The organism is Aliivibrio sp. EL58 (assembly GCF_900312675.1).
Taxonomy (GTDB): Bacteria; Pseudomonadota; Gammaproteobacteria; order Enterobacterales; family Vibrionaceae; genus Aliivibrio.
Window position 1 is genome coordinate 507769 of the sequence record NZ_OMPC01000009.1, and the last position, 24224, is coordinate 531992.

Genomic DNA, 24224 nt, shown 5'->3' on the forward strand with positions numbered 1-24224 from the left:
AATAGAACGGAACAAATATAATGACTCAAACACTGACTATTGTTGCAAGAATTGAAGCACAAGAAGGTAAAGCGGAATTTGTTAAAGCAGAAATGCTTAAGTTACTTGAACCAACACGCAAAGAAGTTGGTTGTATTCAGTATGATTTACATCAAGACAATGACAACCCGTGTGTATTTGTGTTCCATGAGCAATGGGAAAGCGAAGCGCTTTTACAAGATCATTTAAATGCGGCTCATATTGCTGAGTATGTAAAAGCGGTAGACGGCTCAGTCGCTTCATTTGTACTTAATCGCATGACGAAGCTTTAGTACAGATTAAACACCGACGATTTATTAGATGCAGCAAGCTTATTGTATAGCTAGTAAGTCATGAATAAGAAAAAGCCACTCACGTATCATCATGAGTGGCTTTTTTATATGTTATGTATCTTTTAGTATCGACTCCCTTAGAAGGAAAGGAAGATACCAGCAACTGTTGCGCTCATTAAGTTTGCTAATGTTGCGGCAAAGATAGCTTTCATCCCTAGGCGTGCAATATCTGGACGGCGACTCGGTACTACGCCACCTAATCCACCCATTAACATGGCAATAGAAGTTAAGTTTGCAAAGCCACATAAAGCAAAGGTAACGATAGCTTGAGAATGCTCACTTAATTGGTCTTTTACTGCCATTAAATCTGCAAAGGCTACAAATTCATTAATCGCGATTTTTTTACCAATTAAACTTGCAGCAACGGTTGCTTCTGACCATGGAACACCGATTAACCATGCAACAGGGGCAAATAGGTAACCAAAAATAAGATCTAAGCTTAAGTTATCAAAACCAACTAATAAGCCAACTTTATGTAATCCACCATTTACTAGGGCAATTAAGCTAATAATAGCCAGTAAGCTTGCACCTACTGCGAAGACAATTTGTAATCCGTTTAATGCACCTTGTGAGGCTGCATCAATAATATTTACAGGTGCATCATCAACAGTATCTTCTTCGTATTGAACCGCTTCATTAATTTCTTCAGTTTGTGGAACAATAAGTTTAGCCATCATTAATCCAGCAGGAGCCGACATAAAGCTTGCTGCGATTAAGTAACGTAATTCAACGCCTAAACCTGCATAACCTACCATTGTTCCACCAGCGACAGAGGCTAAACCACCCACCATTACGGCAAACAATTCAGAACGAGACATTTTAGCAAGGAAAGGGCGAACAACTAACGGTGCTTCAACAGAACCAACAAAGATATTAGCGGTTGCTGACATTGATTCTGTACGAGTTGTACCAAGGAAGCGCTGTAAACCGCCGCCAATAATTTTAATTATCCATCCCATGATACCTAAGTAGTAAAGAACAGAGATTAATGCAGAGAAGAAAACGATGGTAGGCAAAACGTTGACAGCAAAAATAAAGCCTAATTTGTATTGGGCTAAATCACCAAAAAGGAATTCTGTGCCTACACGTCCATAAGCAATAATGTCTGAAACAGCCATGGAGATACTATTAAGGATAGTTTGGCCAATTGGTACGTAGAGGATGAACCCGGCGAACAATAACTGAATTAAGAACGCGCCTAATACAGTGCGCCATTTGATGGCTTGTCGGTTTTCTGAAAAAAGAAACGCAATCGCGAATAGGCAAACAATGCCTAAAATACTGACCAAAAAGTTCAAGGTCAAACTCCAATAGTATTTAGTTAATGATTGCGGGGGTATTCTAGTCAAAAATAAAAGTGTGACAAGGATCAAAATGTTATTGAAACTACATAGCCATAACAAAAATAAGGTGATTTGTTTATAGTTTCATCAATAAAAGCATATTTGAGAGTTTTATCACATATAAAAGAGTCAGTTGTTAGTATATGGGATAATAATGCGAGTTAATTATGATTATTATCCCTAAAGTGAGGTGATTTTTTACCGATTAATATAATTAACAAAGATTGAAAAGTTGATTAGGTAACCATTACACATTATCAATCTTCTCTGCATTAATGTGGTGGCGAACAAACTCCATAAAGATCTGTACTTTTTTGGCTAAGAATTTACGACGCGGATAAACAGCATAAAGAGGCATTGATTGATTTAATTCCCAATCAGGAAGAAGTTGCACAAGCTTACCAGTTCGTAATTCATCAGAAAGCAGATAAGTCGCAATGTAGCCTATACCATTACCTGACACGGTCGCGTTACGAATCGCATCGGCAGAATCAATTCGATAATTCCCTGATACTTTTATTTGTAGATTCTCATCTCCTTTATGGAAACCCCACACATTATCTTTACGCTCACGACTCATGTAAGTTAGACAGTTATGCTTTTTAAGATCATAAGGATGATAAGGGATCCCATGTTTAGCTAGATAGGTAGAGTTAGCGACTAGCACAAAATGACAATCAATAAGATGCCTTGCGACAAATCCTTCAGGAGGAGAATCCATCACACCTATCCATAAGTCTAATTGCTCTGCAATCACATCAATCTTATGATCAAACAAAGTTATCTCTATATTAAGCTGTGGATAGCGCTGATGAAGCTCAGATAAATACGGCAATATATGATTGGTTGCAAAAGACTGTGCGATACCGACACGTAACTTACCATTTAGTGTATCGATATTAGAAAGCAGCTCATTTTCAGCTTCGTTAATTTCATCGGCGATATTGGCACAATGCACTGCGAACGATTGGCCTGCTTCAGTAAGGGAAAAAGAGCGCGTAGTTCGTTGTACTAACTGAACACCTAAACGCTCTTCAAGGAGCTGAATTTGAAGACTAACTTGCGTTCTCGAAATATCCAGAAGCTGAGCGGCCTTGGTAAAGCTTTTCTGCTGAGTGAGCGCATTGAACACGATCATTTGTTTGGCTTGCTTTAACATAGGCTTCTCTATTGGTAACTTTAACAGTAAAAAGAACATCTCTATTGTAATAGAGCGATTGAATTGAATAAAGTGAGTTGTGTCTTTGTTTTAAGTTATCTATTGAAAAGGCATCGTTTTTTCATGATAGTGTTTAGGGATAAAAGACGGCGGCTAAGGATAATGAAATGCTATTTCCATATAAGAATATTGTTATTTTAACAGGAGCAGGGATCTCTGCTGAATCAGGAATTCAAACGTTTCGTGCAAGTGATGGCTTATGGGAAAATCATCGAATTGAAGACGTAGCGACACCTGAAGGTTTTTTAAAGGATCCTGATTTAGTTCAAGACTTTTATAATAAGCGCCGTGCTCTGTTAAAAAGCGATGCTATACAGCCCAATGCGGCTCATAAAGCGCTCGCTAAGCTTGAAAAAGAGCTCGATGGCACGGTTACTATTGTGACGCAAAATATTGATAATTTGCACGAACGTGGTGGCAGTTCAAATGTGATTCATATGCATGGTGAATTGAATAAAATACGCTGTGAAGAATCAAATCAAGTGATTACGTGTACGGATGATATTCATACTGGCGATCTCTGCCATTGTTGCCAGATCCCCGCACAATTACGACCTCATGTAGTTTGGTTTGGTGAAATGCCATTAGATATGGGACAGATTCACGATGCGCTAAGTAAGGCTGATCTGTTTATTTCAATAGGCACGTCTGGCTCTGTGTATCCGGCTGCGGGTTTTGTGCATGAAGCGAAACTTCATGGTGCGCATACGATTGAAATCAATCTAGAGCCAAGTGCAGTTGACGATGAGTTTGAAGAGAAGCGTTATGGTAAGGCTGGGGTGTTAGTTCCTGAGTTAGTCTCAGAGTTATTAGAGAGCTAAGCCTTATCATTAAAAAAGCCAATGAATACTGTGATTCATTGGCTTTTATTAGGTAACTTCAATCTTGATGAAGTTAAGTCGAATTATATTACATATCTACTTTTAGACGTTGGAAGTATTCATCATAAAGTGCGCTTGCTTCACCGACTTCATCTTGCCATTCGCCTGAATCCATTACTTCTTGTGGTGGGAAGATGTTTGGATCATTAGCAAATTCTTTTGGAAGAAGAGGGTATGCTGATTTAACTGGTGTTGGGTAACCAATTTCTAATGCAATTTTTGCTGCATTTTCAGGACGAAGTAGGAAATCCATCATTTGATGAGCTGCATCTACGTTTTTAGCACCAGCAGGAATTGCTAGGCTATCCATCCAGAAAATAGTGCCTTTGTCAGGCCAAACGATTTGAATGTCAGCGCCTTCTTCACGAGCCATGTAAGCTGAGCCATTCCAAAGCATACCAACGCTTGTTTCACCTGCTAGATATGGGTTTGCAGGGAAATCAGAGTTAAATACTAATACGTTTGGCATCAGTTTTTTAAGTTCTTCATAAGCGGCTTTGATTTCATCTGGATTGGTTGTATTTGCTGAGTAACCAAGCTTTGTTAAAGCGATGTGGAACACTTCACGTGAGTCATCCATCATCATTAACTGACCTTGCCACTTTTCATCCCAGAAATCATTCCAAGAGTGAAGTTCATTCGGGTTCATCATATCAGCATTAACACCGATACCTGTCGCGCCCCAAATATAAGGAATAGAGTAGTTATTATTTGGGTCAAACGGCTTATTTAAGTAGTTCGGATCCAAATCTTTAAAATGAGCCAGTTTTGTTTTATCAATTTTTTGTAGCATACCTTCTTTGCGCATTTTAGACACAAAGTAAGTTGAAGGAACAATTAGATCATACCCAGAACCTTGAGTTTTTAACTTGGCATACATGCTTTCGTTAGACTCATAAGTTGAATAATAGACTTTGATACCAGTTTCTTTGGTGAAGTCTTCTAGTACTTCATTAGGGATGTATTCTGACCAGTTGTAAAAATAGAGCTCTTTATCTGCAGCTTGTGCATTACCAGCGATTAAGGCTGCAGCGCACAGTCCTGTAGAGACGAGAGTGGTCCACTTTTTCATTTCCTTCTCCTATATCAGAGGGATTTCCATTAATTAGCCGAACATTATAGCAATAATTGAGACAGACTTCATGGGTTTATAAATCAAGGGCTTGATATAGATTAGTTTTTAAGGAAAGAAGGGGGAGTAAAGAGTGAATATACGCTATCTATAAATATAAAAATGGCAGCGTAAACGCTGCCATTAATTAAGGTCAGTAAAGGGTTAGGTTACTGTCCGGCTTTCAGTTTTAAGAAGTACTCTTCGTATTTCACTGTCATATCACCAACGGCAGATTGCCATTCAACACGGTCAAGATCTTCTTGAGATGGGAACAGTGGAGCTACATCTTTAAATTTATCATTTGATGCTTTAACTGCTGTTAAGTAACCAGTATCACCTGAAATGCGTGCTGCAATTTCTGGGCGAAGTAGGAAGTCGATCATCTTATGTGATGCTTCTACGTTTTTTGCACCAGAAGGAATAGCAAAGTTATCAACCCAACCAATGCCACCTTCTTTAGGGAAGATTAATTTGATTGGTAGACCTTCTGCTTGTGCTGCCGCCGCTGAACCATTCCAAAGCATACCAAGACCAACTTCTCCAGCCATGTATGGTGCTGCAGGGTTATCAGAGTTAAACACTAATACGTTTGGCATTAGTTTTTGCAGTTCAGCGTAAGCCTCATCAATTTCTTTTGGATTTGTTGAGTTACCAGAGTAGCCTAATTTACGTAATGCAATATGGAACACTTCACGAGTGTCATCCATTAACATTAATTGACCTTCAAATTCTGGGTTCCAAAGGTCGCTCCAGCTATTAAAATCGTCTGGATTATACATTTCAGTATTTACGGCAAGACCCGTAATAGCAACTACGTGTGGGATAGAGTATTCATTTTTTGGATCGAATGCTTTATCTAGGTAGTTTGTATCTAAGCCATTAAAGTTTGAAATTTTTGATTTATCAATTGGTTGTAGCATTTTTTCGTCACGCATTTTTGCAACGAAATAAGTTGAAGGAACAACAAGATCGTAACCCTTGTTATGAGCCTTCATTTTTGCGTATAAAGTTTCGTTAGACTCATAAGTAGAGTAGATAACTTTAATGCCAGTTTCTTTAGTAAATTCTTCTAAGATATCACTGTTGATGTATGGTCCCCAGTTCATGAATACCAATTCATCATTTTCTTTTGCGTTAGCAACATTCATTGTTAGTGCTAAAGCACAGGCGGTTCCAGTAAAAAACGCAGCCATTTTGTTCATTGATTGACTCTCCATTAGAGTGATAAAAAAGAAGACATGTCGAACAAAAGGCATGTCTTCCAGATTCTATTGTTTATACTAAACAATTGATTTTAACATTAATTTGTAATTTACTTTATTTTTTCTCTTGCTAGTAATTGAGATAGTACAACTAAAGCAAGTGAAACAATTAACATTACTGTTGCTAGGGCATTGACCTCAGGTGAAATACCAACTTTTACCATTGAGTATATCTTCAGAGGTAAAATTTCATAAGTTGGACCCGTTACAAATGAACTAATAATTACGTCATCAAGAGATAATGTAAAGCTCAATAGCCAACCTGCAGCAACGGCTGGTTTTGCAAGCGGTAAGATAATCTGTTTTAGAATTACCCATTCACTTGCCCCTAAATCACGGGCCGCTTCAAGCATCTTCACATCAAAGCCTTTTAAGCGGCTGTATACTGTCACAACCACAAATGGCAGACAGAAAGTAATGTGAGCAATTAACAGGGTTAAAAAGCCAAGTTCAAAGCCGATCACCAAGAAGATAGCCAATAATGAAATAGCCATCACGATATCAGGTGACATCATTACGATAAACAATAAACCGTTTACGAATTTCTTGCCTTTAAATTGGTAACGGAATAGGGCTACTGCCGTTAAGCTACCAATAACGGTTGCTGCTGTACCTGAAATCACTGCAATAGTGATTGAGTGCCAAGCCGCTTGCATTAAACTGTCATTATTTAATAGCGCTTCATACCATTTAGTTGTGAAGCCGCCCCATTTCATGCCAAATTTACTTGCGTTAAATGAGTTCACAATCAAAACAATGATTGGTAGGTATAAGAAAATATATACCAAACTCATGAAACTGAATTTTATTGTGCGTCCCATTAATCTAGATCCGCCTTTTTATTTAATAACTTGCCTGCACGATAGTATGCGTACAGCATCAATGCCATTGCTAAGGTTAGGGCAATACTGGTTGCTGCACCAAATGGCCAGTCACGAGCATTAAGAACCTGACTCTTAATAACGTTACCAATTAATAGGTTTTTCGCGCCACCTAGTAGATCAGAAATGTAGAACATCCCTAATGCAGGTAGAAGAACTAACAGACACCCACCGATAATTCCTGGCATTGTTAGTGGCAAAACAATCTTCCATAATGTTTGAAGTTTGTTTGCACCTAAATCACGAGCAGCCTCTAAGTATGTACCATCCAGTTTTTCAATGGCGGAATACAGTGGCAAGATCATAAAAGGCAATAGGATATAGACCAAACCAATCATAACTGCACTTTCTGTGTACATAATACGTATTGGTTTATCGATGATATCCATAGCAATTAAGCTTTTATTCAAGATACCTTGCGTGCCTAACACTATTTTTAACCCGTAAGTACGGATCAATGAGTTAGTCCAAAAAGGAACAATGATCAAAAACAGCATAAATGGACGCCATTTTTCAGGCATTTTTGCAACAATGTAAGCGAATGGGTAACCCACAACTAAACATATTAGCGTTGCAACAATGGCCATATAAAATGAGTGCCACAGTACTTTTGCATATAGAGGATCAAAAAGACGTAGATAGTTATCCATCGTAAACGTCATTTCAATTAAATTTGCTTCATCACGAGTTAAGAAACTGGTGCCAATAATCATTACATTTGGAATGAAAACGAACAGCAGTAACCAAGTTACGATAATTGTGATGATGATATTTTGGAGATTAAACTTCTTGTTCATCTGCTAACACCACTTCCCAGCTTTCAACCCAAGTAATTGCTACTTTTTGACCTAAAGAGTGATCAACATCTGGATCATCTTCATTAAAGAACTCACTGATCATTACTCTCATACCAGAATCTAATTCAAGTACAGAATCTAATGTCATCCCTTTGTAGGTACGTTCACGAACGTAACCTGTGATGCCTTTAGTATCTGATTCTTTAATTTCTTCAAGTCGTAAATCTTCAGGACGCAGCAATACTTTTACTTTGTCACCAGGATTAACATCCAGTTCACAGTAAACAATTGCAGACGTATCTTCGATTTCAGCTTTAATGCGTTTTTCATCAAGGCGTTCTAGTACAGTAGCTGCGAACACGTTGATTTCACCGATAAAGCGAGCAACAAATAAGTTCTTAGGTTCTTCGTAAATTTCACGAGGCGTTCCGTCTTGTTCGATAATACCATCACGCATAACAATAATACGGTCTGACATCGAAAGAGCTTCTTCCTGATCGTGAGTTACAAAGATAAAAGTAATACCCAGCTGACGTTGTAATTGTTTAAGCTCAATTTGCATTTGTTTACGTAATTTGTAATCAAGAGCAGATAAAGATTCATCCAATAGTAGAACCTTAGGCTTATTTACTACTGCGCGTGCAATAGCGATACGTTGTTGTTGTCCACCAGATAACTGATGAGGTTTACGATTTGCCATTTGTGCTAGTCGAACCATCTGTAACGCTTCAGTTACGCGAGGTTCAATTTCATTACTTGGCACATTTTGCATACGTAGACCAAACGCAACGTTTTCAAATACCGTCATATGTGGGAATAGGGCATAGCTTTGGAATACGGTATTCACATGCCTCTGTTCTGCGGGTATTGACGTTACATCTGTCGAATCCAGTAAAATTGTTCCTGCATCTGCGGTTTCAAAACCTGCGATCATGCGTAACACTGTGGTTTTACCACAACCTGACGGGCCAAGAATTGTTAAGAATTCACCGTGATTTACATCTAAATCAAATTTAGAGATCACTTCTTTGCCATCAAAACTTTTTGAAATGCCTGTTAATTTAATAACGGCTTCTTTTTCGGATTGTTGTGTAACGTTCAATGTCTTTTTATCTCCGCCTTGGGTAGTGATACCGCGCTTAGTGTTATGAATGTAAGATGGGATTTCGGGCGCATAATAGACCCCAAGTTACGATATGAAAAGGGTTTTTTATTTGATTATTCAATTTTTTTTATTACATGTCATCATTTAATGGTTTAGTGTACATAACTTGAGCTTTATTATAGACAAAAATCAGTAAGTTGCTCCATTTTGTTACAATTAAAAATCATTACTTTTAAAGGATTCGTAAATTTCTTTTTTTTGTCTACTGCACTAAGTGAATGAACACCGTATAATCGCAGCATGTTTTATTGTGGTACACAGAAATGAGCGATCAACTAAAAGAAAAAACCTTTCTTCTTGGTGGAAGTATTGAGAAAGCAATCTCAGGGCAAGTAGAATTAAGTCCTGTGAGCGTACTCCAAGAAGCTTGGAAGAATACCGTTACGCATTTTTTTACGTTTTCTCCAGCAATCTTATTATTAACCTTTTCTTATATGGCGGTATTTTTTATAGCCTTACAAGTACAACTCGGTGATCCGGCTGTGTTATTTCGTGCTTTTTTAGGTGAAACAGAGCTAACGACTCAAATTTCGTATGCGGCATTCGTTGCCGGTTTGAGTGCACAAGTCATCGTTTCGCCATTAACTGCTGGTGCTAGCTTAATGGGGATGAGTCACGCTGCTGGGTTGAAGTGTCGTTCAAGCTATATTTTTAAGGGTATTGCATCTGCAGGGATGGTTGCGTTAGTGACGATTCTTTCTGAAGTCCTTCAGGGTTTAGTGAATATTTATTTGCCTATGATTGCCTTGTATTTATCGATGGCCTTTGGTTTTGCTCTATTATTAGTGTGTGAGAAAAAAATTCCGCCATTAAAAGCATTATTACTCTCTTTTAGAGCGACAAATAAAAAACTAACCTCGATGCTGCTTATTCATATCGTGATCATGTTGGCTTTAGTATTTGGTATTGCATTATATGGTGTGGGTTTAATCGTGGTTATGCCATTTATCTTTAATGTAAAAGGGATCTTATATCGAAATATGTTTGGTATTACATTGAAAGTAATGGTATCTGATAACGACCATGATAACGATAGTAATGGTGGCAGTAACGATGGTGAGGCTCAGCACCGCCAAAATAAAGATGTAAACAATAATATTTTCAACGCGTGAGTATTAAAAATGATTAAAAAAATTCTGATATTATCAACAGTACTAATGATTGCTGCATGTACGCCAAAAGAAGACGTGCCTGATTTTAAAGCTTTTACTGATGTAAAAGAGAAAAAAGCGGCTTTCTTTAACTTTATGTACCCAGCTGTTATTGCTGAAAATGCCCGAGTAAAAGAAGAACGTGAATTCTTAGAGTCATTAGTGATGAAACTAGATAATGACACTGACGTTTCTTCTAAAGAGCTAGAACGAGCAACTGAGTTATCAACGTTATATAAAGAGACGTTGACTGATTCTGGTATTACAGCTGATTGGGTCAATGCAATGCTTGTTAAAGTTGACTATATTCCAGCACCGCTTGTATTAAGCCAAGGTGCGAATGAATCAGCGTGGGGGACTTCTCGTTTTGCTCGTGAAGCCAATAACTACTTTGGTCAATGGTGTTACACTAAAGGTTGTGGTGTAGTACCAAGTAAGCGTAATGAAGGTGCTGCTCATGAAGTCGCTAAGTTTGATTCATCTCAAGGCGCAGTTCATGCGTACTTTATGAATGTAAATCGTAATAATGCGTATGCAGAACTTCGTATTATTCGAGCGAAGCTACATAGCTCCCCTGAAGCGTTAACACCAGAACAAGAAGCGAATGCATTAGCAAATGGACTTATTCGTTACTCTGAGCGTGGCGAAGCTTACGTTGAAGAGATCCAAGCGATGATCCGACATAATAGTCAGTATTGGAGATAAAATGAAAAAATGGATTGGTGCGACAACGTTGTCACTGTTGTGTTTGGCGTTACCAGTTAAAGCTGAGCAGTATCGTTTTACATATTCGAAACTGTATTACCAGTTAAAAGTGAATCAGAAAGAAGGTCATGATAACGTTCGTATGGCACTGTTTTTTAATGACTCACAAACTGGTAAAGCGTGTCATATAACAAAAGCATGGATGGAAAAAGAAGAGCATTACGAGGAATTTACAATCCCAAGTAGTCAGGAATTGCCTCTTCCAATTGATGACAATCTAAAATCAGCCAATCCATTGGTTTATATTCAAACAGAAGAAGGTAAGCAATGCGATATTTCGATGGAAGTATTAGCAGATAAAGCGTTATCTGGTTCTGTCAGCTTTAATGAACTGGCTTTATTAACGACTGAAATGGATGCAATGCTTTCTGATATTGGTGGTATGTTCTCTAAATATTTCATGCCAGATGTTGAAGGGGTTCGCTTTGTTTTTAGTGACAATGTAACGTCGTCAATAAAAGTCTCTGATGGTACGGTTATTCCTGTTGAAAATGCAAAAGCGACGATTGATCTTAGAAAGTTTAATGAGAGTGTTTCTTTTGAGTTACCAGCAACAGCATTGAAAGTAACCCCATGGCTTGTGAAATAATACCAAGCTTTTAAGTTCTTAAATGCATAAAAAATGGCGCTACTTATTATTAAGTAGCGCCATTTTTATTGTCTGTAGTTTATATTATCAAGATTACTGAACGTTAACGACATCTAGTTGAAGAGATGGGTCAAACTCGGTAACAGCATCGTCACTATCAATAGTTTGAATTGGCATTTCTTCTTTATCAAAACCGATATCACCACCATTAATGATCCCTGAGTCACGGTTAATGCTCTTGAAATCAAACATGTTAAAATCTGCAAGGTGACTTGGAACTACGTTTTGCATCGCAGTAAACATAGATTCAATACGTCCTGGGAATTGTGTATCCCAAGTATTTAGCATTTGCTTGATATTTTGACGTTGCATATTCGGTTGTGAACCACAAAGGTTACAAGGAATAATAGGGTAGTCAGCCATGTCAGCGTATTTGATAATGTCTTTTTCACGACAGTAAGCAAGCGGACGGATAACAACGTGCTCACCATTATCAGAAACTAACTTTGGTGGCATACCTTTTAGCTTGCCGCCATAGAACATGTTTAAGAACATCGTTTCTAAAATATCATCGCGGTGGTGACCAAGTGCAATTTTAGTTGCGCCTAGCTCTTTCGCTGTACGATATAAAATACCACGACGTAAACGTGAGCATAAAGAACAAGTCGTTTTACCTTCAACCAGTTTATCTTGAACAATCGAGTAGGTATCTTCTTCTACGATCTTGTATTCAACACCTAGTTTTTCTAGGTACTCTGGTAAAATTTCCGAAGGAAAGCCTGGTTGCTTTTGATCAAGGTTCACTGCGATTAGATCAAATGAGATAGGCGCACTTTTCTTTAAGCCCATAAGAATATCAAGCATGGTAAAGCTGTCTTTACCACCAGATAGACAAACCATGATGCGGTCGCCATCTTCAATCATATTGTAATCAGCGATTGCATTACCTGTATTACGACGGATTTTCTTTTGAAGTTTATTGAAATTGAATTGCTGCGCTTTGGTTAATTCGCTCATTTATTTACTCTAACCTAATGATGGAACCGATAAGGCGGGTATTATACCCAATCAAGGTCAATATGCGAGTTTCAACAAAGATTATTTTAAGAAGGAAAGTTGAGGGCTAATAAATAGCCCTCAATTTGATTAGATGTGGTTAGGGTCTAATGGACTTATGTAGCCATCAGGTTTTAGCGCTAAGATATCACTGTTTAATAAATTAAGTGTATTTTCAGCCGTATTGCCAATAAAGATGGCTGATAAACCAGTTCGTCCTGTTGTCCCTAGAATAACAAGTCCCGCGTGCAATTCATCTTCAACTTCGGAAATTACTTCTTCTGTTTGACCTTCATAAACATGAGTTTGCTCTTCTGGTAGACTATGCTTTTGACGAAGAGCTTTCATCTGAGTTAAATGGTGTCCACGTATCGCGTCTTTGTATTGGACAACATCAAACTCAGGAAGCTCTGCATGTATAGAAGGCGGCGTTGATGGATAGGCGTTAACTAAATGTGGTGTTGAATTTAGTACGTCAGCAAAGTAAATCGCTTCTTCAACCATTTTATCATTAAGCTGTAGATGTGCAGGGTTTTCAGAGCCGACATGTACAGAAGCAAGAATGTTTCCATTATCAGGCCAAGATCTTTCTTTTACTAAAAGAACAGGAATAGGGGATTTACGCAATAAATGCCAATCAGTCGGAGTAAAGAAGACTGTTTCTAATTTTGCATGTTCGCGAGTTGATTTAACCAATAGTTGATAACCACCATCGAAAATTTCATTGATGATCGCTTCATATGGTCGATTGTGCCACACCATTTTTACCGTAATAGTGGTGTGCTCAGGAATATCATAGCTTTCAACAATATCGTCAAATAGTTTGGTTTTTTGTGCAACAACACCATTTCTCATTGCCGTTCTTTCATCGGCAGAAAGCATTGATGTCATTTCATAGGAGAAATCATAGGTTGTGCAGAATAGGGTAATCTGAGATGGCTTGGTGCTACGTTTAGCTATCTCTAATGCACGCTCGAGAGCAGGTTGTTCACTTTGTTCAATGATCCCAGCAACGAGTATTTTACGGTAGCGGTTCATACTAACCTCCCTTGGTAAAAACCAAATACATAAAACTGTTCTGATACATTTACTTTAGCAGTTTAGTTGGAGGTTTGTTGGCTTAGAATACAAAAAAGTGAGGTACATCAAGAGATATACCTCACTTTTAATTGTTTAATTAAGATGGCTTATTTGATTTCTTTAGCAGAGCCAGCAAGCTCAGCCAATGCATCATGATCATTGATCGTAATGTATTTGCCTTTAACCGTTAGCATCTCTGTTTTTTGGAAACGACCAAGTAAACGGCTAATAGTTTCAACGGTTAAACCAAGGTAGTTACCAATATCACCACGAGTCATAGTTAAACGAAACTCTCTTGGAGAAAAACCACGTTGATGGAAACGAGTCGATAGGTTGTATAAGAAAGCAGCCAAACGTTCTTCAGCATTTTTCTTAGACAGTAACAAAATCATTTCTTGATCGCCTTTAATTTCATTACTCATTAAACGCATGATTTGTTGACGTAGCTTTGGCATTTTTCCTGATAAATCATCAAGAATTTCGTATGGGATTTCACAAACCATTGAAGTTTCTAGCGCTTGAGCAAAGCTTGGGTGTTCAGCATCAGTAATAGCATCAAACCCAACAAGGTCACCAGCTAAATGGAAAGCAGTAATCTGCTCGTCACCTTGCTCAGTGATAGTATAGCTTTTGATCGTACCTGAACGAATCGCATACAATGAACGTAACTCATCACCGGCTTTAAATAACTCTTGGCCTTTTTGAATTGGCTTCTTACGCTCAATAATTTCGTCAAGTTGATCTAATTCTGATTCATTCAAAGTAAATGGAATACATAATTGACTGATACTGCAATCTTGACAGTGAATAGCACATCCGCCTGATTGGATTCGTTTGTTTGCTGAGTTATCTGACATCATCTGATTCAATGCTCTTATAATTGATATATGTCAATTTTAGCACTAACCAGTACCAAAGTGGTAGCATAAAAACAAAAGTATGCAAAAATTTGTAATTAAATTAATTGTTGTAACGCAATATAAACGGTATGAATGCCATAGATGAGCAATAAAGTAGCACTTATGTTTTTGGTTAGTTTATGATTTATTAGTGTATGAAAGGTGTGTGCACCAATACCCACTAAAAACATGGCTGGTAATGTACCAAGTCCAAACGCTAGCATGACTAAAGAACCGTTGAGAGCGCTACCTGAAACCGCCGCCCAGCTTAAGGTTGAATAAACTAATCCACATGGTAACCATCCCCAGAGAAATCCAAAAGGGATAGCATGAAATGGGGATTTTAAAGGAAGCAACGGCTTAGTAAGAGGTGATATATATTGCCAAAGTTTCTTACCAATCACTTCTATATAAACAAGGCCTTTCCACCAATTAGCAATATAAAGAGCAAGTAGACACATTAGTAAACCGGCAAAGATACGCAAGTAAACTAATGCACTATAACTTTCTGATGTTGAGGCTATAGATACGAACAACCCACCAATGATAAACCCAAAGATAGTATACGATACAATTCTTCCAACATTATATAGAAGAATAAATAGCCAGCGAGGGTAGCCAGTTTTTACTGAATTCATTGAAATTACAGCAGAAATACCACCGCACATTCCAATGCAATGGCCGGCTCCCATTAATCCAACAACAAACGCACCGATAAAATCAATGTTCATCTTTTTTCTTTTTTATTGGTGTTTCTTCATCAAATAAGATTTCTGTTCCTTGACGGTCAAGATCTTCAAATTGGTCACTTTTTACTGCCCAAATGAAAACAGCAACAGCGACACATACCAACATAATAGCGATTGGGATTAATAAATATAAACTAGCCATTTTCTTTTAATAACCTAAGAGAATTAGAAACAACAATAATAGAGCTACCAGACATTCCTACAACTGCAATATAAGGAGCAACTAAGCCCATCACCGCTAACGGTAATATAATGGCATTATAGCCTAAAGCCCACGCTAAGTTTTCACGGATGATTTTTCGTGTTTTCATCGCAAGTTCTCGCGCTTCAATAAGTCGAGAAAGATTATCACCAAGAAGGATCATATCTGCGGAAGCTTTTGCTACATCGGTTCCTGAGCCCATTGCTATTGATAGATGCGCACCAGCGAGGGTCGGGGCATCATTAATGCCATCACCAACCATTAAACTCACTTCTTGTTTTGGTAACGATTTTAAATAATCCAGTTTACCTTGCGGAGTTGCACCGGAAATAACTTCATCGATATCTAAAGCTTTAGCTACTTTTTCCACAGAAGAGCTGCTGTCTCCAGTGAGCATGGTTACTTTAATACCTAAGTGGTGTAATGATTGAATTAAGGCTTGGCTTTCTTGGCGAATAGGATCATCCAATACAAAAGCGGCAACTTCTTGTCCATTTTTAGACAACCATACTTGATAATCTTGATGGTTTTCTAATTCACAATCTTTCGCGGCAAAAGCTTTATGACCAATTTTCCATTCATCATTGCCAATAAACCCTTGTAAACCAGATCCAATGATATTTTCAACGCTATCAAAGTGAGTTTGAGTTGAGTCTCTGTATTGTGAGAAAGCACGAGCAATAGGGTGATTAGCAAAAGATTCCATTTCAGCTGCTATCATTTTTGTTGTGTCTTCTGACATATCAGTAAAGGAATGAACTTGGGTTAATCTAATATTCCCTTCGGTTAACGTGCCTGTTTTATCAATAACTAAACGGTTAACTTTACACAGTGTTTCTAAAACATGGCCACGACGAAGCATTAAACCAAGCTGTGCTAAACGAGAAGTTGAACAAGTAATGGCTGTCGGTGTTGCTAGTGATAACGCACAAGGACAAGTAGCCACAAGAACTGAAAGCATGATCCAAAAAGCATCGTCTGGTTTTGTTTCGTGCCAGTAAAACCAAGTAAATGCAGAGATGATTAGAATACCAGCCACAAAATAACGAGCGACCAGATCTGCAATTTCAGCAACTTTAGGTTTAGACATTTGCGCTTCATCTTGAAGTTTTACAATGTTTGATATCAAAGAATCGGCTTTAGTTTTGGTTACTTTTATTGTTAAGTTACCATCGCCATTGATGGTACCAGCGTAAACTGGATCGGTTTCTTTTTTTGCTACCGGCATTGATTCACCAGTAAACATAGACTCATCAATTGCACTGTACCCTGAAATAACAATACCATCAGCAGGGAGGTGCTCTCCAGGAGGAACAATTACCGTATCATCAACATCAAGTGTTCGAGCAGGAACTTTCTTACCTGATGTTAATGTTGCCATTACTGGAATAAGCTTTAACAGGTTTCCTGTAATTGCAGCTGCTTTTCGACGTGCGCGCATTTCAAGGAATCGACCGAGCAATAAAAAGAAGGTAAACATGGCGACAGATTCAAAGAAAACTTCGCCAGATTCAGTAACGGTTGCTACGACACTTGCGAAATAAGCAAATAACATAGCAATTGATACGGGAACATCCATTCCTAGGGTTCTGGCTTTTAAACTGCGCCATGCATTCATATAAAATGGCAGTGCAGAGTAGAGCATAACCGGCGTTGCAAAAACTAAACTAACATAGCGTAGGTAATTTCTAAACTCGGCATCAAGATCACCAAAGACTTCAAGATATAAAGCAACGGCAAGCATCATGACTTGCATCGTAGCTAAACCTGCAACACCTAAACGATATAAGTATTGCTTCATTGAACGGTGATATTCTTCTTCTTGTTTGTCTGCTTCAAATGGAGCTGCTTTATATCCCAGTTGATGAATAAGAGTAAGAAGGGTACTTAATTTAGTTTCTTCTGGGTTCCAACTCAGCAATGCTCGATGTGTAGAGGTGTTCACTTTTATTTGATGAATACCTTGTGCATTAGCAAGTTGCTTTTCGATTAACCAAGCACATGCAGCACAAGAAACGCCATCGAGTGACAGTGTCACTTCTTTGAAGTTGTTATTCGTACGTATGAACTCTTTTTGAATCTCATTATGATCATAATGAGCTAGGGCTTTTAGTTGTTCTGGGACTAAATCTGCTTTATCGGCAGGGGCCGTACGATATTGATAATAAGAAGATAGGCCATTTTCAACGATAGTTTGCGCTACTGATTCACAGCCTGGGCAACACATATCACGGGTTTCACCTAAAATATCGATTTGAAAACTAGAGCCTGAAGGTACAGGCTCACTGCAGTGATAACAATCCTTCGACATACGGTTTACTTACCTTATCTATTTACCTAAGGGGAAAAAATCTTCAGTTGGAAAGTTTGTGCGGCCTTGAATCATCCATGAACTATCATGAGGTAATAATTCAATAAACCAAGGGCCTGCTAATGGTTCATCTAGGTTAATACGATAAATATTTTTCGCATCTGATGTTAATAATTGCGAGAAATCGTGGTTTGGTAACGTTCTATGGGTGAAAGTAGCGTTAATTGCAGGGTTATGCTCTAACTTGCCTTTATCAATTTCAATTTCAATTGTATTACCTACACTACGAACCTTAGCAAAAATTGAAAGTTCTTGAGCAACTTTGATTTTTGAAAGATCGACATTTATTGCTTTGCCTTTCTTGTAATAGTCTTCTGCGACCAGATCGACATCATGCTCTACAAATAAAATGTAAGTTGATATACATGCAACGACAACGGTACCTGGAAGGATGATGAGAAACCAAGGCCAGAACTGCTTATACCAAGGTTGAGACATAGTAATGATTCCTATTAAAGATCTAGTTATTATGATTTTATATTAGAGATTCAATATAAAAAGGAAAAAAGCCCCTGTACATGCAGGGGCTATTATTTTTATTATTTGTTACTTAAGCTCCAGACATAGGCAGAAAGAAGTTGAATCTTCTCTTCACCTAATATGTCTTTCCAAGCTGGCATTACACCTTGACGGCCATTAGCTACTGTTTCAGTAACATCGGCACGAGAATCGCCAAATAACCAATCATTGTCAGTTAGATCTGGTGCACCCAGAGCAGGGTTACCTTTACCATCTGTACCATGACAGGCAGCACAAACGATAAATCGTTGTTTACCTGCAGCGGCTTCTTTAACGTTTACTTTACGACCAGATAGGCTAAGAGTATAACTTACTACTTCTTTAACACCATCAGCACCTAAAGCATCTCCCCAAGCTGGCATGTTCCCAATACGACCATTCATAATAGTTGTTTTGATTGCTTGAGGCTCACCACCATATAACCATGCATTATCGGTTAGGTTAGGGAAGCCTTTCATGCCTCTTGCATCAGAGCTATGACATTGAGAACAGTTTTGTAGGAATAAACGTTGACCTACTTTTAATGCTTCTTCGTCATTTGCAATATCAGTAATAGCTCGGAACTCAGAGGTTCCTGGCTTATATGCAAGCTTTGAAAAAGTTTCGCCAAAATTCGTATTTGCGTCATCTAATTCACGAGCAAATTGATCAAGTGTTCTCTCTTTATGAGAACGCTCAATCGATGCGCGTGATTCTTCTACAGTACGAACGGTTTGGTCTGAACTTGTCCAACCTAAAACGCCTTTAAAGTTACCTAATCCAGGATAAAGAATTAAGTAAACAACCGCAAAGACGATGGTAGCCCAGAACATGTAAGTCCACCATTTTGGCAGTGGATTATTGAGTTCACGAATACCATCGTATTCATGACCCATATCTTCACCTTCTTCAACTCCTGTCGTATTTTTCAAGCAGAAACGAAGAAGTAGACCACAACCAATTAATGTACCAATACTAATGATACTTATCCAGAGACTCCAAAAAGTACTCATTGTTTATCAACTCCTGTCTTGTTTTGGCTTGAAGTATCTTCTTGTTCATCAGCAAAAACCAAGTTAGCCGCTTCATCGAAACGAGCTGTCTGTTTTTTACTGTAAGCCCAGAAAATAATACCTATCATGCTGCAGAACAGAATGACAGTCCAAATTGCATGAATAGTTCCAGCGTCCATGTGGACCTCCTTACTTCATTGCATGACCAAGAGATTGAAGATAAGCGATAATCGCATCCATCTCAGTCTTGCCTTTAACCGCATCAGCCGCATTTTTTACGTCTTCTTCTGTGTATGGAACACCAAAGTTGTTACGGAAAATAGCAATTTTTTGCGATGTTAATTCACCATCTAACACGTTTTCTTCCAACCAAGGGAAGCCTGGCATGTTGGATTCAGGAACCACATCACGAGGGTTGATTAGGTGAACACGATGCCATTCATCAGAATAACGATCACCAACACGAGCTAGGTCTGGACCTGTACGTTTAGAACCCCACAAGAATGGATGTTCCCAAACGCTTTCACCAGCAACAGAGTAATGACCGTAACGTTCCGTTTCTGCACGGAATGGACGGATCATTTGGCTATGACAAACATTACAACCTTCACGGATGTAAATATCACGACCTTCCATTTCTAGTGGAGTGTAAACTCGTAAGTTTTCTACCGGTTCAGTCGTTTGTTTTTGGAAAATTAGAGGAGTGATCTCAACTAATGCACCAAAACTGATTGCAACGACGATTAAAACGGCAAGAAGACCCACATTTTTTTCTATGATTTCATGACGATTAGAACTCATAACATGGTCTCCTTATAACACTGGCTGTGGAATTGCTTTTAGGCTGTTCTTCGGAGCAGAGATAGTCTTGTATGCATTGTACGCAAGTAAGAACATTCCTGATAAGAAGATTAGACCGCCTAAGAAGCGAACAAAGTAGAATGGGTAAGATGCTTCTAGTGATTCCACAAAGCTGTACGTTAATGTGCCATCTGCATTTACTGCACGCCACATTAGACCTTGCATAACACCTGAAATCCACATTGCTACGATGTAAAGAACTGTACCGATAGTCGCTAACCAGAAATGAACATTGATTAGTGATACAGAGTACATACGCTCTTGACCAAATAGCTTAGGAATTAAGTGGTATAAAGAACCAATTGAAACCATTGCAACCCAGCCTAACGCACCAGAATGCACGTGACCGATAGTCCAGTCAGTGTAGTGAGATAGGGCGTTTACAGATTTAATCGCCATCATCGGACCTTCAAAGGTAGACATACCATAGAAAGACAGAGACACAATTAAGAATCGAAGAATAGGGTCATAACGAAGTTTATGCCAAGCACCAGACAGCGTCATTATACCATTGATCATGCCGCCCCAAGATGGAGCGAATAGAACCAATGACATAACCATACCTAGTGACTGAGTCCAGTCAGGTAAAGCTGTGTAATGTAAGTGGTGAGGACCGGCCCAGATATAAAGTGATACTAATGCCCAGAAGTGAACAATAGATAAACGGTAAGAATATACAGGACGTTCTGCTTGTTTTGGTACAAAGTAATACATCATGCCAAGGAAGCCGGCTGTCAGTAGGAAGCCTACTGCATTATGGCCGTACCACCATTGAACCATCGCATCAACAGCACCAGAATAAATCGAATACGATTTTGTCATCGATACTGGAACAGCAAGGCTATTCACAATATGAAGAACTGCAACGGTTAAAATGAAGGCTCCAAAGAACCAGTTTGCAACGTAGATATGTGATGTCTTACGTTTAAACAAAGTTCCAAAGAAAACGATAGCATACGCAACCCAAACTAAAGTGATTGCGATATCAATCGGCCACTCTAATTCTGCATATTCTTTACCTGATGTCATACCTAGAGGCAACGTAATCGCTGCTGCTAAGATAATTGCTTGCCAACCCCAGAAGGTGAACGCAACTAATGGACCACCGAACAAACGTGTTTGACAAGTGCGCTGAACAACATAATAAGATGTTGCGAACAGGGCACTTGTACCGAATGCGAAAATTACTGCATTTGTATGCAGAGGACGCAGACGGCTATACGTAAGCCACGGTGTGTCGAAATTAAGTTGCGGCCAAACTAATTGAGCGGCAATTAGTACACCCACACCCATGCCAACAATACCCCATAGTATGGTAACTAAAGAGAACTGACGAACAACGGTATAGTTGTAGTTTTGTTCATGCTGCTGTACTTGGCTCATAATTGCATGCTTCCACTTTTATTATAACTACACTTTACTTTCCATAGTGCGAACAAATTGTTCGCAATGCCACCCAAAATTCAACTTCAAATAATTGGATTTGTGACCCTTTTATTTTGAAATATTCCTTTTTAATGCAAAAATGGCATTTTCGGCGTCAATGATACTGCACTTCAAAAATGAATCATAGTTGATGCCCATAGTAATTTTACGGTTAAGCAACATTTTTTCATTTTTTTTGAACTAGATAACACAGGTTTTTTCAACTATGGCTATAGAAAAGTTAACAGGTCCTCGTTTATATCAACTTATTTTCTTATTAATCGTACTGATCAGTGCATTTACTTGGAGAACAATTACCTATGTCGATCCAAATGATACCAAGGTTAAGATTATTAAATCAGAGGCTTGTAACATTACAGAACAAGCCTGTACCTTTAATATAGATAGTAATCAGGTCGTTATTGATGTGAAAGAGCGTCCAATTATGCAGAACACTGAAATGAATCTTTCAATTTCAGGTCTTGATACCGAGTGGTCTTTAGAGGCTGAAGGTATCAACATGAATATGGGAAAACTGAAATTTCTGCATTTAAATGCAGATAACTCTGAAGATAAGTACTCTGTTTTTTTACCAAAATGTAAACACAATGAGATGAAATGGATGATCAATATATCGAATGGAGACGAGACTATAAATGTTAATTTTAACTCAATAAAGTAAATAATTTCATAGCGTTAAAAAGTATATGATTAAAAACTAGGCACTCATAAAGAAAGATAGCATTAGCATATGAAAATGAAGGTTATATAGAGTTTTTCTACACAGTAGCTTTAAACAAATTTAGTTTAGTATCGTAATATTCGCGGACCGACTGGCTGGATTAAAGTTTACTACGTAACAAGGAAAGTAAGTAATTGAACCAACAGTTCTAATTTAAACTTAGAGAGTATTTACTGGTTTATTATATTTAATTCCAACGGTTACAGTGTAACTAGTGTTGTAAAAAGTATTAAGATTAGATACATGCTCTAAGCTAATAATCATTAGATAGATACGAAGTATTATTTAGTGATTATTAGCTATTTTATGGTAAATACGATTATGGTTAAATTAGCTGTTATTGAAAGAATCAATAGTGATGGGGAAGCTGGAATATATGAATATCAAGTACCATTAACCTCATTTAACATAATATACATAATGCGCACTGAGGTGTATTGTTATAATAGAAGGTAATTTACTGATAACCATCAGTTTTAGTCAATTATCTGTTATTTCTTTCTTTTGAATTTGTATCTGCTTAGCTTAGTCAGTTACACTAAACTTAATTATATGATTGTTACCTTGTCACAATCAGCTTCAACTTTGCTTTGTGCTCAAGTGTTTACCTAAGGTTTTAAATGAAAAATAATAAACTGACTCTCCTTGCGTTACTTTCCAGTTTACTGCTTTCTGGCTGTGCTAGTTATTCTATTACAGAAAAAGAAATGACTGACTATCTGTCCGATGAAATTCATGTTGAAAAGTCTGTTGGGATCCCCGGCTTACTCTATGCTCAAGTTAATGTAGAAAACGTTGACGTTCAAATTGGACGTATTGATACTGATAGGATCAGTGTTTTCGCAAACACGACTGCTGATATCCAAATGATGGATGAGTTAAAACAAAACCTATCACTCACTTTGGAATTTAGTGCTATCCCTGAATATGATAAAGAAACTGGAGAGATTTATTTGAAGTCTCTTCGATTAGAGAAATTTGAAGATAAGAATAAACAACTATCGCCAGAACTGACGTCATTATTAAAACCAGCCGTTTCTATCATTGGTTATGCGTTATCTAATGAACCGGCATATAAGTTAAATTCAGATAAACTGAAGGAATCTCTTATAAAGTCAGCTGAACCTAATTTGGTAATAAAAAACAATAAGCTTGTGATTGAGTTATTTGATTAATAATAAGCATTCTAGTTATAGTGCTCTAGGGTGTGCTTAATTAATTTTACACTGCTAATACATGAGTTGTTACTTTAACAGCTCATGTAGATCGGCTTTAAGTGATGACACCGTTTGGCTTGCCTTTTCTGTTCTTGAGGCCTCACTTAATAAATACTCAATCGTATCTGACAGTGTTGAATCTAAGTCTTGTGCTCTAAGAGACAGTTTTTCCCACACACGATAATCTAAGTCGATTGATTTCTTACGCGTATGCTCTTGCTCTGCATTAAAGTGACGCTTTCTTTTTGCTCTGATAGCCTGCTTTAGCTTGTTCTCTAAATCAGGATTCATATGTTTTTGAATCCATTCGAGTGATTTAACCGGCTCATGCTCTAACTTTAAGAACTCATTAACCTGTTGTTGTTGCTCACTAGAATCGATATAACACGTAATTGATTCCCCCATACGATGCTTATTAAATAAATACATCCATTTCCAACCGGCTTCTAGATTTTCAAGTTGTTGGTATTTCATATAAAGCACTCATATTAAAGAGAATAAATTTGGGTGACAGTGTAACTCTAGTTTGCATTATCAGCAACATTCTTCGCGGATAATGAGATTAAGATCTAA

General features: G+C 38.0%; 27 protein-coding genes. 8 read left to right on the top strand and 19 right to left on the bottom strand.

Translation table 11 applies throughout. The annotated features are described in order from the left end of the window. Positions 1–20 precede the first annotated feature (20 nt). Positions 21–311, top strand: coding sequence for a putative quinol monooxygenase (locus ED622_RS13245; protein WP_045102058.1), 291 nt, complete (start codon positions 21–23; stop codon positions 309–311). Between the two features lie 137 nt (positions 312–448). Here ED622_RS13245 and ED622_RS13250 read toward each other — a convergent pair whose 3' ends face one another. Beyond that, positions 449–1669, bottom strand: a complete 1221-nt coding sequence (locus ED622_RS13250; RefSeq protein ID WP_122034757.1) for a NupC/NupG family nucleoside CNT transporter — start codon at positions 1667–1669, stop codon at positions 449–451. Positions 1670–1961: 292 nt separating this feature from the next. Continuing rightward, complete coding sequence (locus ED622_RS13255; protein WP_045102060.1) at positions 1962–2873, bottom strand: LysR family transcriptional regulator; 912 nt, start codon at positions 2871–2873, stop codon at positions 1962–1964. Between ED622_RS13255 and ED622_RS20170 the strand changes: the two genes are divergently transcribed. Then, entirely contained in the window at positions 2830–2940 is a 111-nt protein-coding gene (locus ED622_RS20170; RefSeq protein WP_371413437.1) for a DUF3894 domain-containing protein, read from the top strand. The genes ED622_RS13255 and ED622_RS20170 overlap by 44 nt on opposite strands. A gap of 100 nt (positions 2941–3040) precedes the next feature. Continuing rightward, a complete protein-coding gene (gene cobB, locus ED622_RS13260; RefSeq protein ID WP_122034759.1) occupies positions 3041–3754 on the top strand; it encodes a Sir2 family NAD+-dependent deacetylase in 714 nt (237 codons plus the stop codon). Between the two features lie 88 nt (positions 3755–3842). Here the strand turns inward: cobB and ED622_RS13265 are convergent, their stop codons facing one another. The 5 genes from ED622_RS13265 to potA all read right to left on the bottom strand — a co-directional run bounded on the left by ED622_RS13265 (position 3843) and on the right by potA (position 8970). Beyond that, positions 3843–4886 carry an extracellular solute-binding protein gene (locus ED622_RS13265; RefSeq protein ID WP_122034761.1) on the bottom strand — a complete coding sequence of 348 codons (1044 nt, stop codon included), beginning with the start codon at positions 4884–4886 and terminating at the stop codon, positions 3843–3845. 209 nt (positions 4887–5095) lie between these two features. Continuing rightward, entirely contained in the window at positions 5096–6130 is a 1035-nt protein-coding gene (locus ED622_RS13270; RefSeq protein WP_122034763.1) for an extracellular solute-binding protein, read from the bottom strand. 110 nt (positions 6131–6240) lie between these two features. Next, positions 6241–7011, bottom strand: a complete 771-nt coding sequence (gene potC, locus ED622_RS13275; protein WP_122034765.1) for a spermidine/putrescine ABC transporter permease PotC — start codon at positions 7009–7011, stop codon at positions 6241–6243. After that, positions 7011–7868 carry a spermidine/putrescine ABC transporter permease PotB gene (gene potB / locus ED622_RS13280; RefSeq protein ID WP_045102066.1) on the bottom strand — a complete coding sequence of 286 codons (858 nt, stop codon included), beginning with the start codon at positions 7866–7868 and terminating at the stop codon, positions 7011–7013. The genes potC and potB overlap by 1 nt, the downstream gene beginning before the upstream one ends. Then, positions 7852–8970 (bottom strand): spermidine/putrescine ABC transporter ATP-binding protein PotA, encoded by a 1119-nt coding sequence (potA, locus tag ED622_RS13285; protein ID WP_122034767.1) that lies wholly within the window; start codon positions 8968–8970, stop codon positions 7852–7854. Before potA ends, potB begins: the two co-directional genes overlap by 17 nt. A 326-nt stretch (positions 8971–9296) precedes the next feature. On the opposite strand from potA, the gene ED622_RS13290 reads away from it, so the two are divergent. Genes ED622_RS13290 through ED622_RS13300 form a run of 3 tightly spaced genes read left to right on the top strand, consistent with a single transcriptional unit; the run spans position 9297 to position 11538 of the window. Next, entirely contained in the window at positions 9297–10145 is an 849-nt protein-coding gene (locus ED622_RS13290; RefSeq protein ID WP_122034769.1) for a hypothetical protein, read from the top strand. A gap of 9 nt (positions 10146–10154) precedes the next feature. Then, positions 10155–10889, top strand: coding sequence for a glucosaminidase domain-containing protein (locus ED622_RS13295; protein ID WP_122034771.1), 735 nt, complete (start codon positions 10155–10157; stop codon positions 10887–10889). 1 nt (position 10890) lies between these two features. Then, positions 10891–11538 (top strand): DUF2987 domain-containing protein, encoded by a 648-nt coding sequence (locus ED622_RS13300; RefSeq protein ID WP_122034773.1) that lies wholly within the window; start codon positions 10891–10893, stop codon positions 11536–11538. 93 nt (positions 11539–11631) lie between these two features. On the opposite strand, the gene ttcA is transcribed toward ED622_RS13300, so the two are convergent. The 11 genes from ttcA to ccoN form a co-directional block, all read right to left on the bottom strand. Next, positions 11632–12555: a tRNA 2-thiocytidine(32) synthetase TtcA gene (gene ttcA / locus ED622_RS13305; RefSeq protein ID WP_122034775.1), complete on the bottom strand. Its 924-nt coding sequence runs from the start codon at positions 12553–12555 to the stop codon at positions 11632–11634. 129 nt (positions 12556–12684) lie between these two features. Beyond that, positions 12685–13632, bottom strand: coding sequence for a universal stress protein UspE (gene uspE / locus ED622_RS13310; RefSeq protein ID WP_122034777.1), 948 nt, complete (start codon positions 13630–13632; stop codon positions 12685–12687). Positions 13633–13781: 149 nt separating this feature from the next. Then, a complete protein-coding gene (locus tag ED622_RS13315) occupies positions 13782–14534 on the bottom strand; it encodes an FNR family transcription factor (RefSeq protein WP_060990993.1) in 753 nt (250 codons plus the stop codon). A 95-nt stretch (positions 14535–14629) separates the two neighbouring features. Beyond that, positions 14630–15304: a sulfite exporter TauE/SafE family protein gene (locus ED622_RS13320; protein ID WP_122034779.1), complete on the bottom strand. Its 675-nt coding sequence runs from the start codon at positions 15302–15304 to the stop codon at positions 14630–14632. After that, positions 15294–15464: a cbb3-type cytochrome oxidase assembly protein CcoS gene (ccoS, locus tag ED622_RS13325; protein WP_045102074.1), complete on the bottom strand. Its 171-nt coding sequence runs from the start codon at positions 15462–15464 to the stop codon at positions 15294–15296. Before ccoS ends, ED622_RS13320 begins: the two co-directional genes overlap by 11 nt. Then, entirely contained in the window at positions 15457–17835 is a 2379-nt protein-coding gene (locus ED622_RS13330) for a heavy metal translocating P-type ATPase metal-binding domain-containing protein (protein WP_122034781.1), read from the bottom strand. The genes ccoS and ED622_RS13330 overlap by 8 nt, the downstream gene beginning before the upstream one ends. 18 nt (positions 17836–17853) lie before the next feature. Further along, on the bottom strand, positions 17854–18333 hold the full coding sequence (locus ED622_RS13335) for a FixH family protein (protein WP_122034783.1): 480 nt from the start codon (positions 18331–18333) through the stop codon (positions 17854–17856). Between the two features lie 101 nt (positions 18334–18434). After that, the gene (gene ccoP / locus ED622_RS13340; protein WP_122034785.1) at positions 18435–19406 is read right to left on the bottom strand and encodes a cytochrome-c oxidase, cbb3-type subunit III; all 972 of its coding nucleotides are present in this window, start codon (positions 19404–19406) and stop codon (positions 18435–18437) included. Beyond that, positions 19403–19585 (bottom strand): CcoQ/FixQ family Cbb3-type cytochrome c oxidase assembly chaperone, encoded by a 183-nt coding sequence (locus ED622_RS13345; protein WP_122034787.1) that lies wholly within the window; start codon positions 19583–19585, stop codon positions 19403–19405. Before ED622_RS13345 ends, ccoP begins: the two co-directional genes overlap by 4 nt. 10 nt (positions 19586–19595) lie before the next feature. Further along, positions 19596–20207, bottom strand: coding sequence for a cytochrome-c oxidase, cbb3-type subunit II (gene ccoO / locus ED622_RS13350; protein WP_122034790.1), 612 nt, complete (start codon positions 20205–20207; stop codon positions 19596–19598). A gap of 12 nt (positions 20208–20219) precedes the next feature. After that, positions 20220–21650: a cytochrome-c oxidase, cbb3-type subunit I gene (gene ccoN / locus ED622_RS13355; protein WP_045102080.1), complete on the bottom strand. Its 1431-nt coding sequence runs from the start codon at positions 21648–21650 to the stop codon at positions 20220–20222. A gap of 268 nt (positions 21651–21918) precedes the next feature. Between ccoN and ED622_RS13360 the strand changes: the two genes are divergently transcribed. Further along, positions 21919–22374, top strand: coding sequence for a hypothetical protein (locus tag ED622_RS13360; RefSeq protein ID WP_122034793.1), 456 nt, complete (start codon positions 21919–21921; stop codon positions 22372–22374). A 680-nt stretch (positions 22375–23054) separates the two neighbouring features. After that, a complete protein-coding gene (locus tag ED622_RS13365) occupies positions 23055–23609 on the top strand; it encodes a DUF1439 domain-containing protein (RefSeq protein ID WP_122034795.1) in 555 nt (184 codons plus the stop codon). Between the two features lie 69 nt (positions 23610–23678). Here the strand turns inward: ED622_RS13365 and matP are convergent, their stop codons facing one another. Further along, on the bottom strand, positions 23679–24125 hold the full coding sequence (gene matP, locus ED622_RS13370; protein ID WP_122034797.1) for a macrodomain Ter protein MatP: 447 nt from the start codon (positions 24123–24125) through the stop codon (positions 23679–23681). Between the last annotated feature and the right edge of the window lie 99 nt (positions 24126–24224).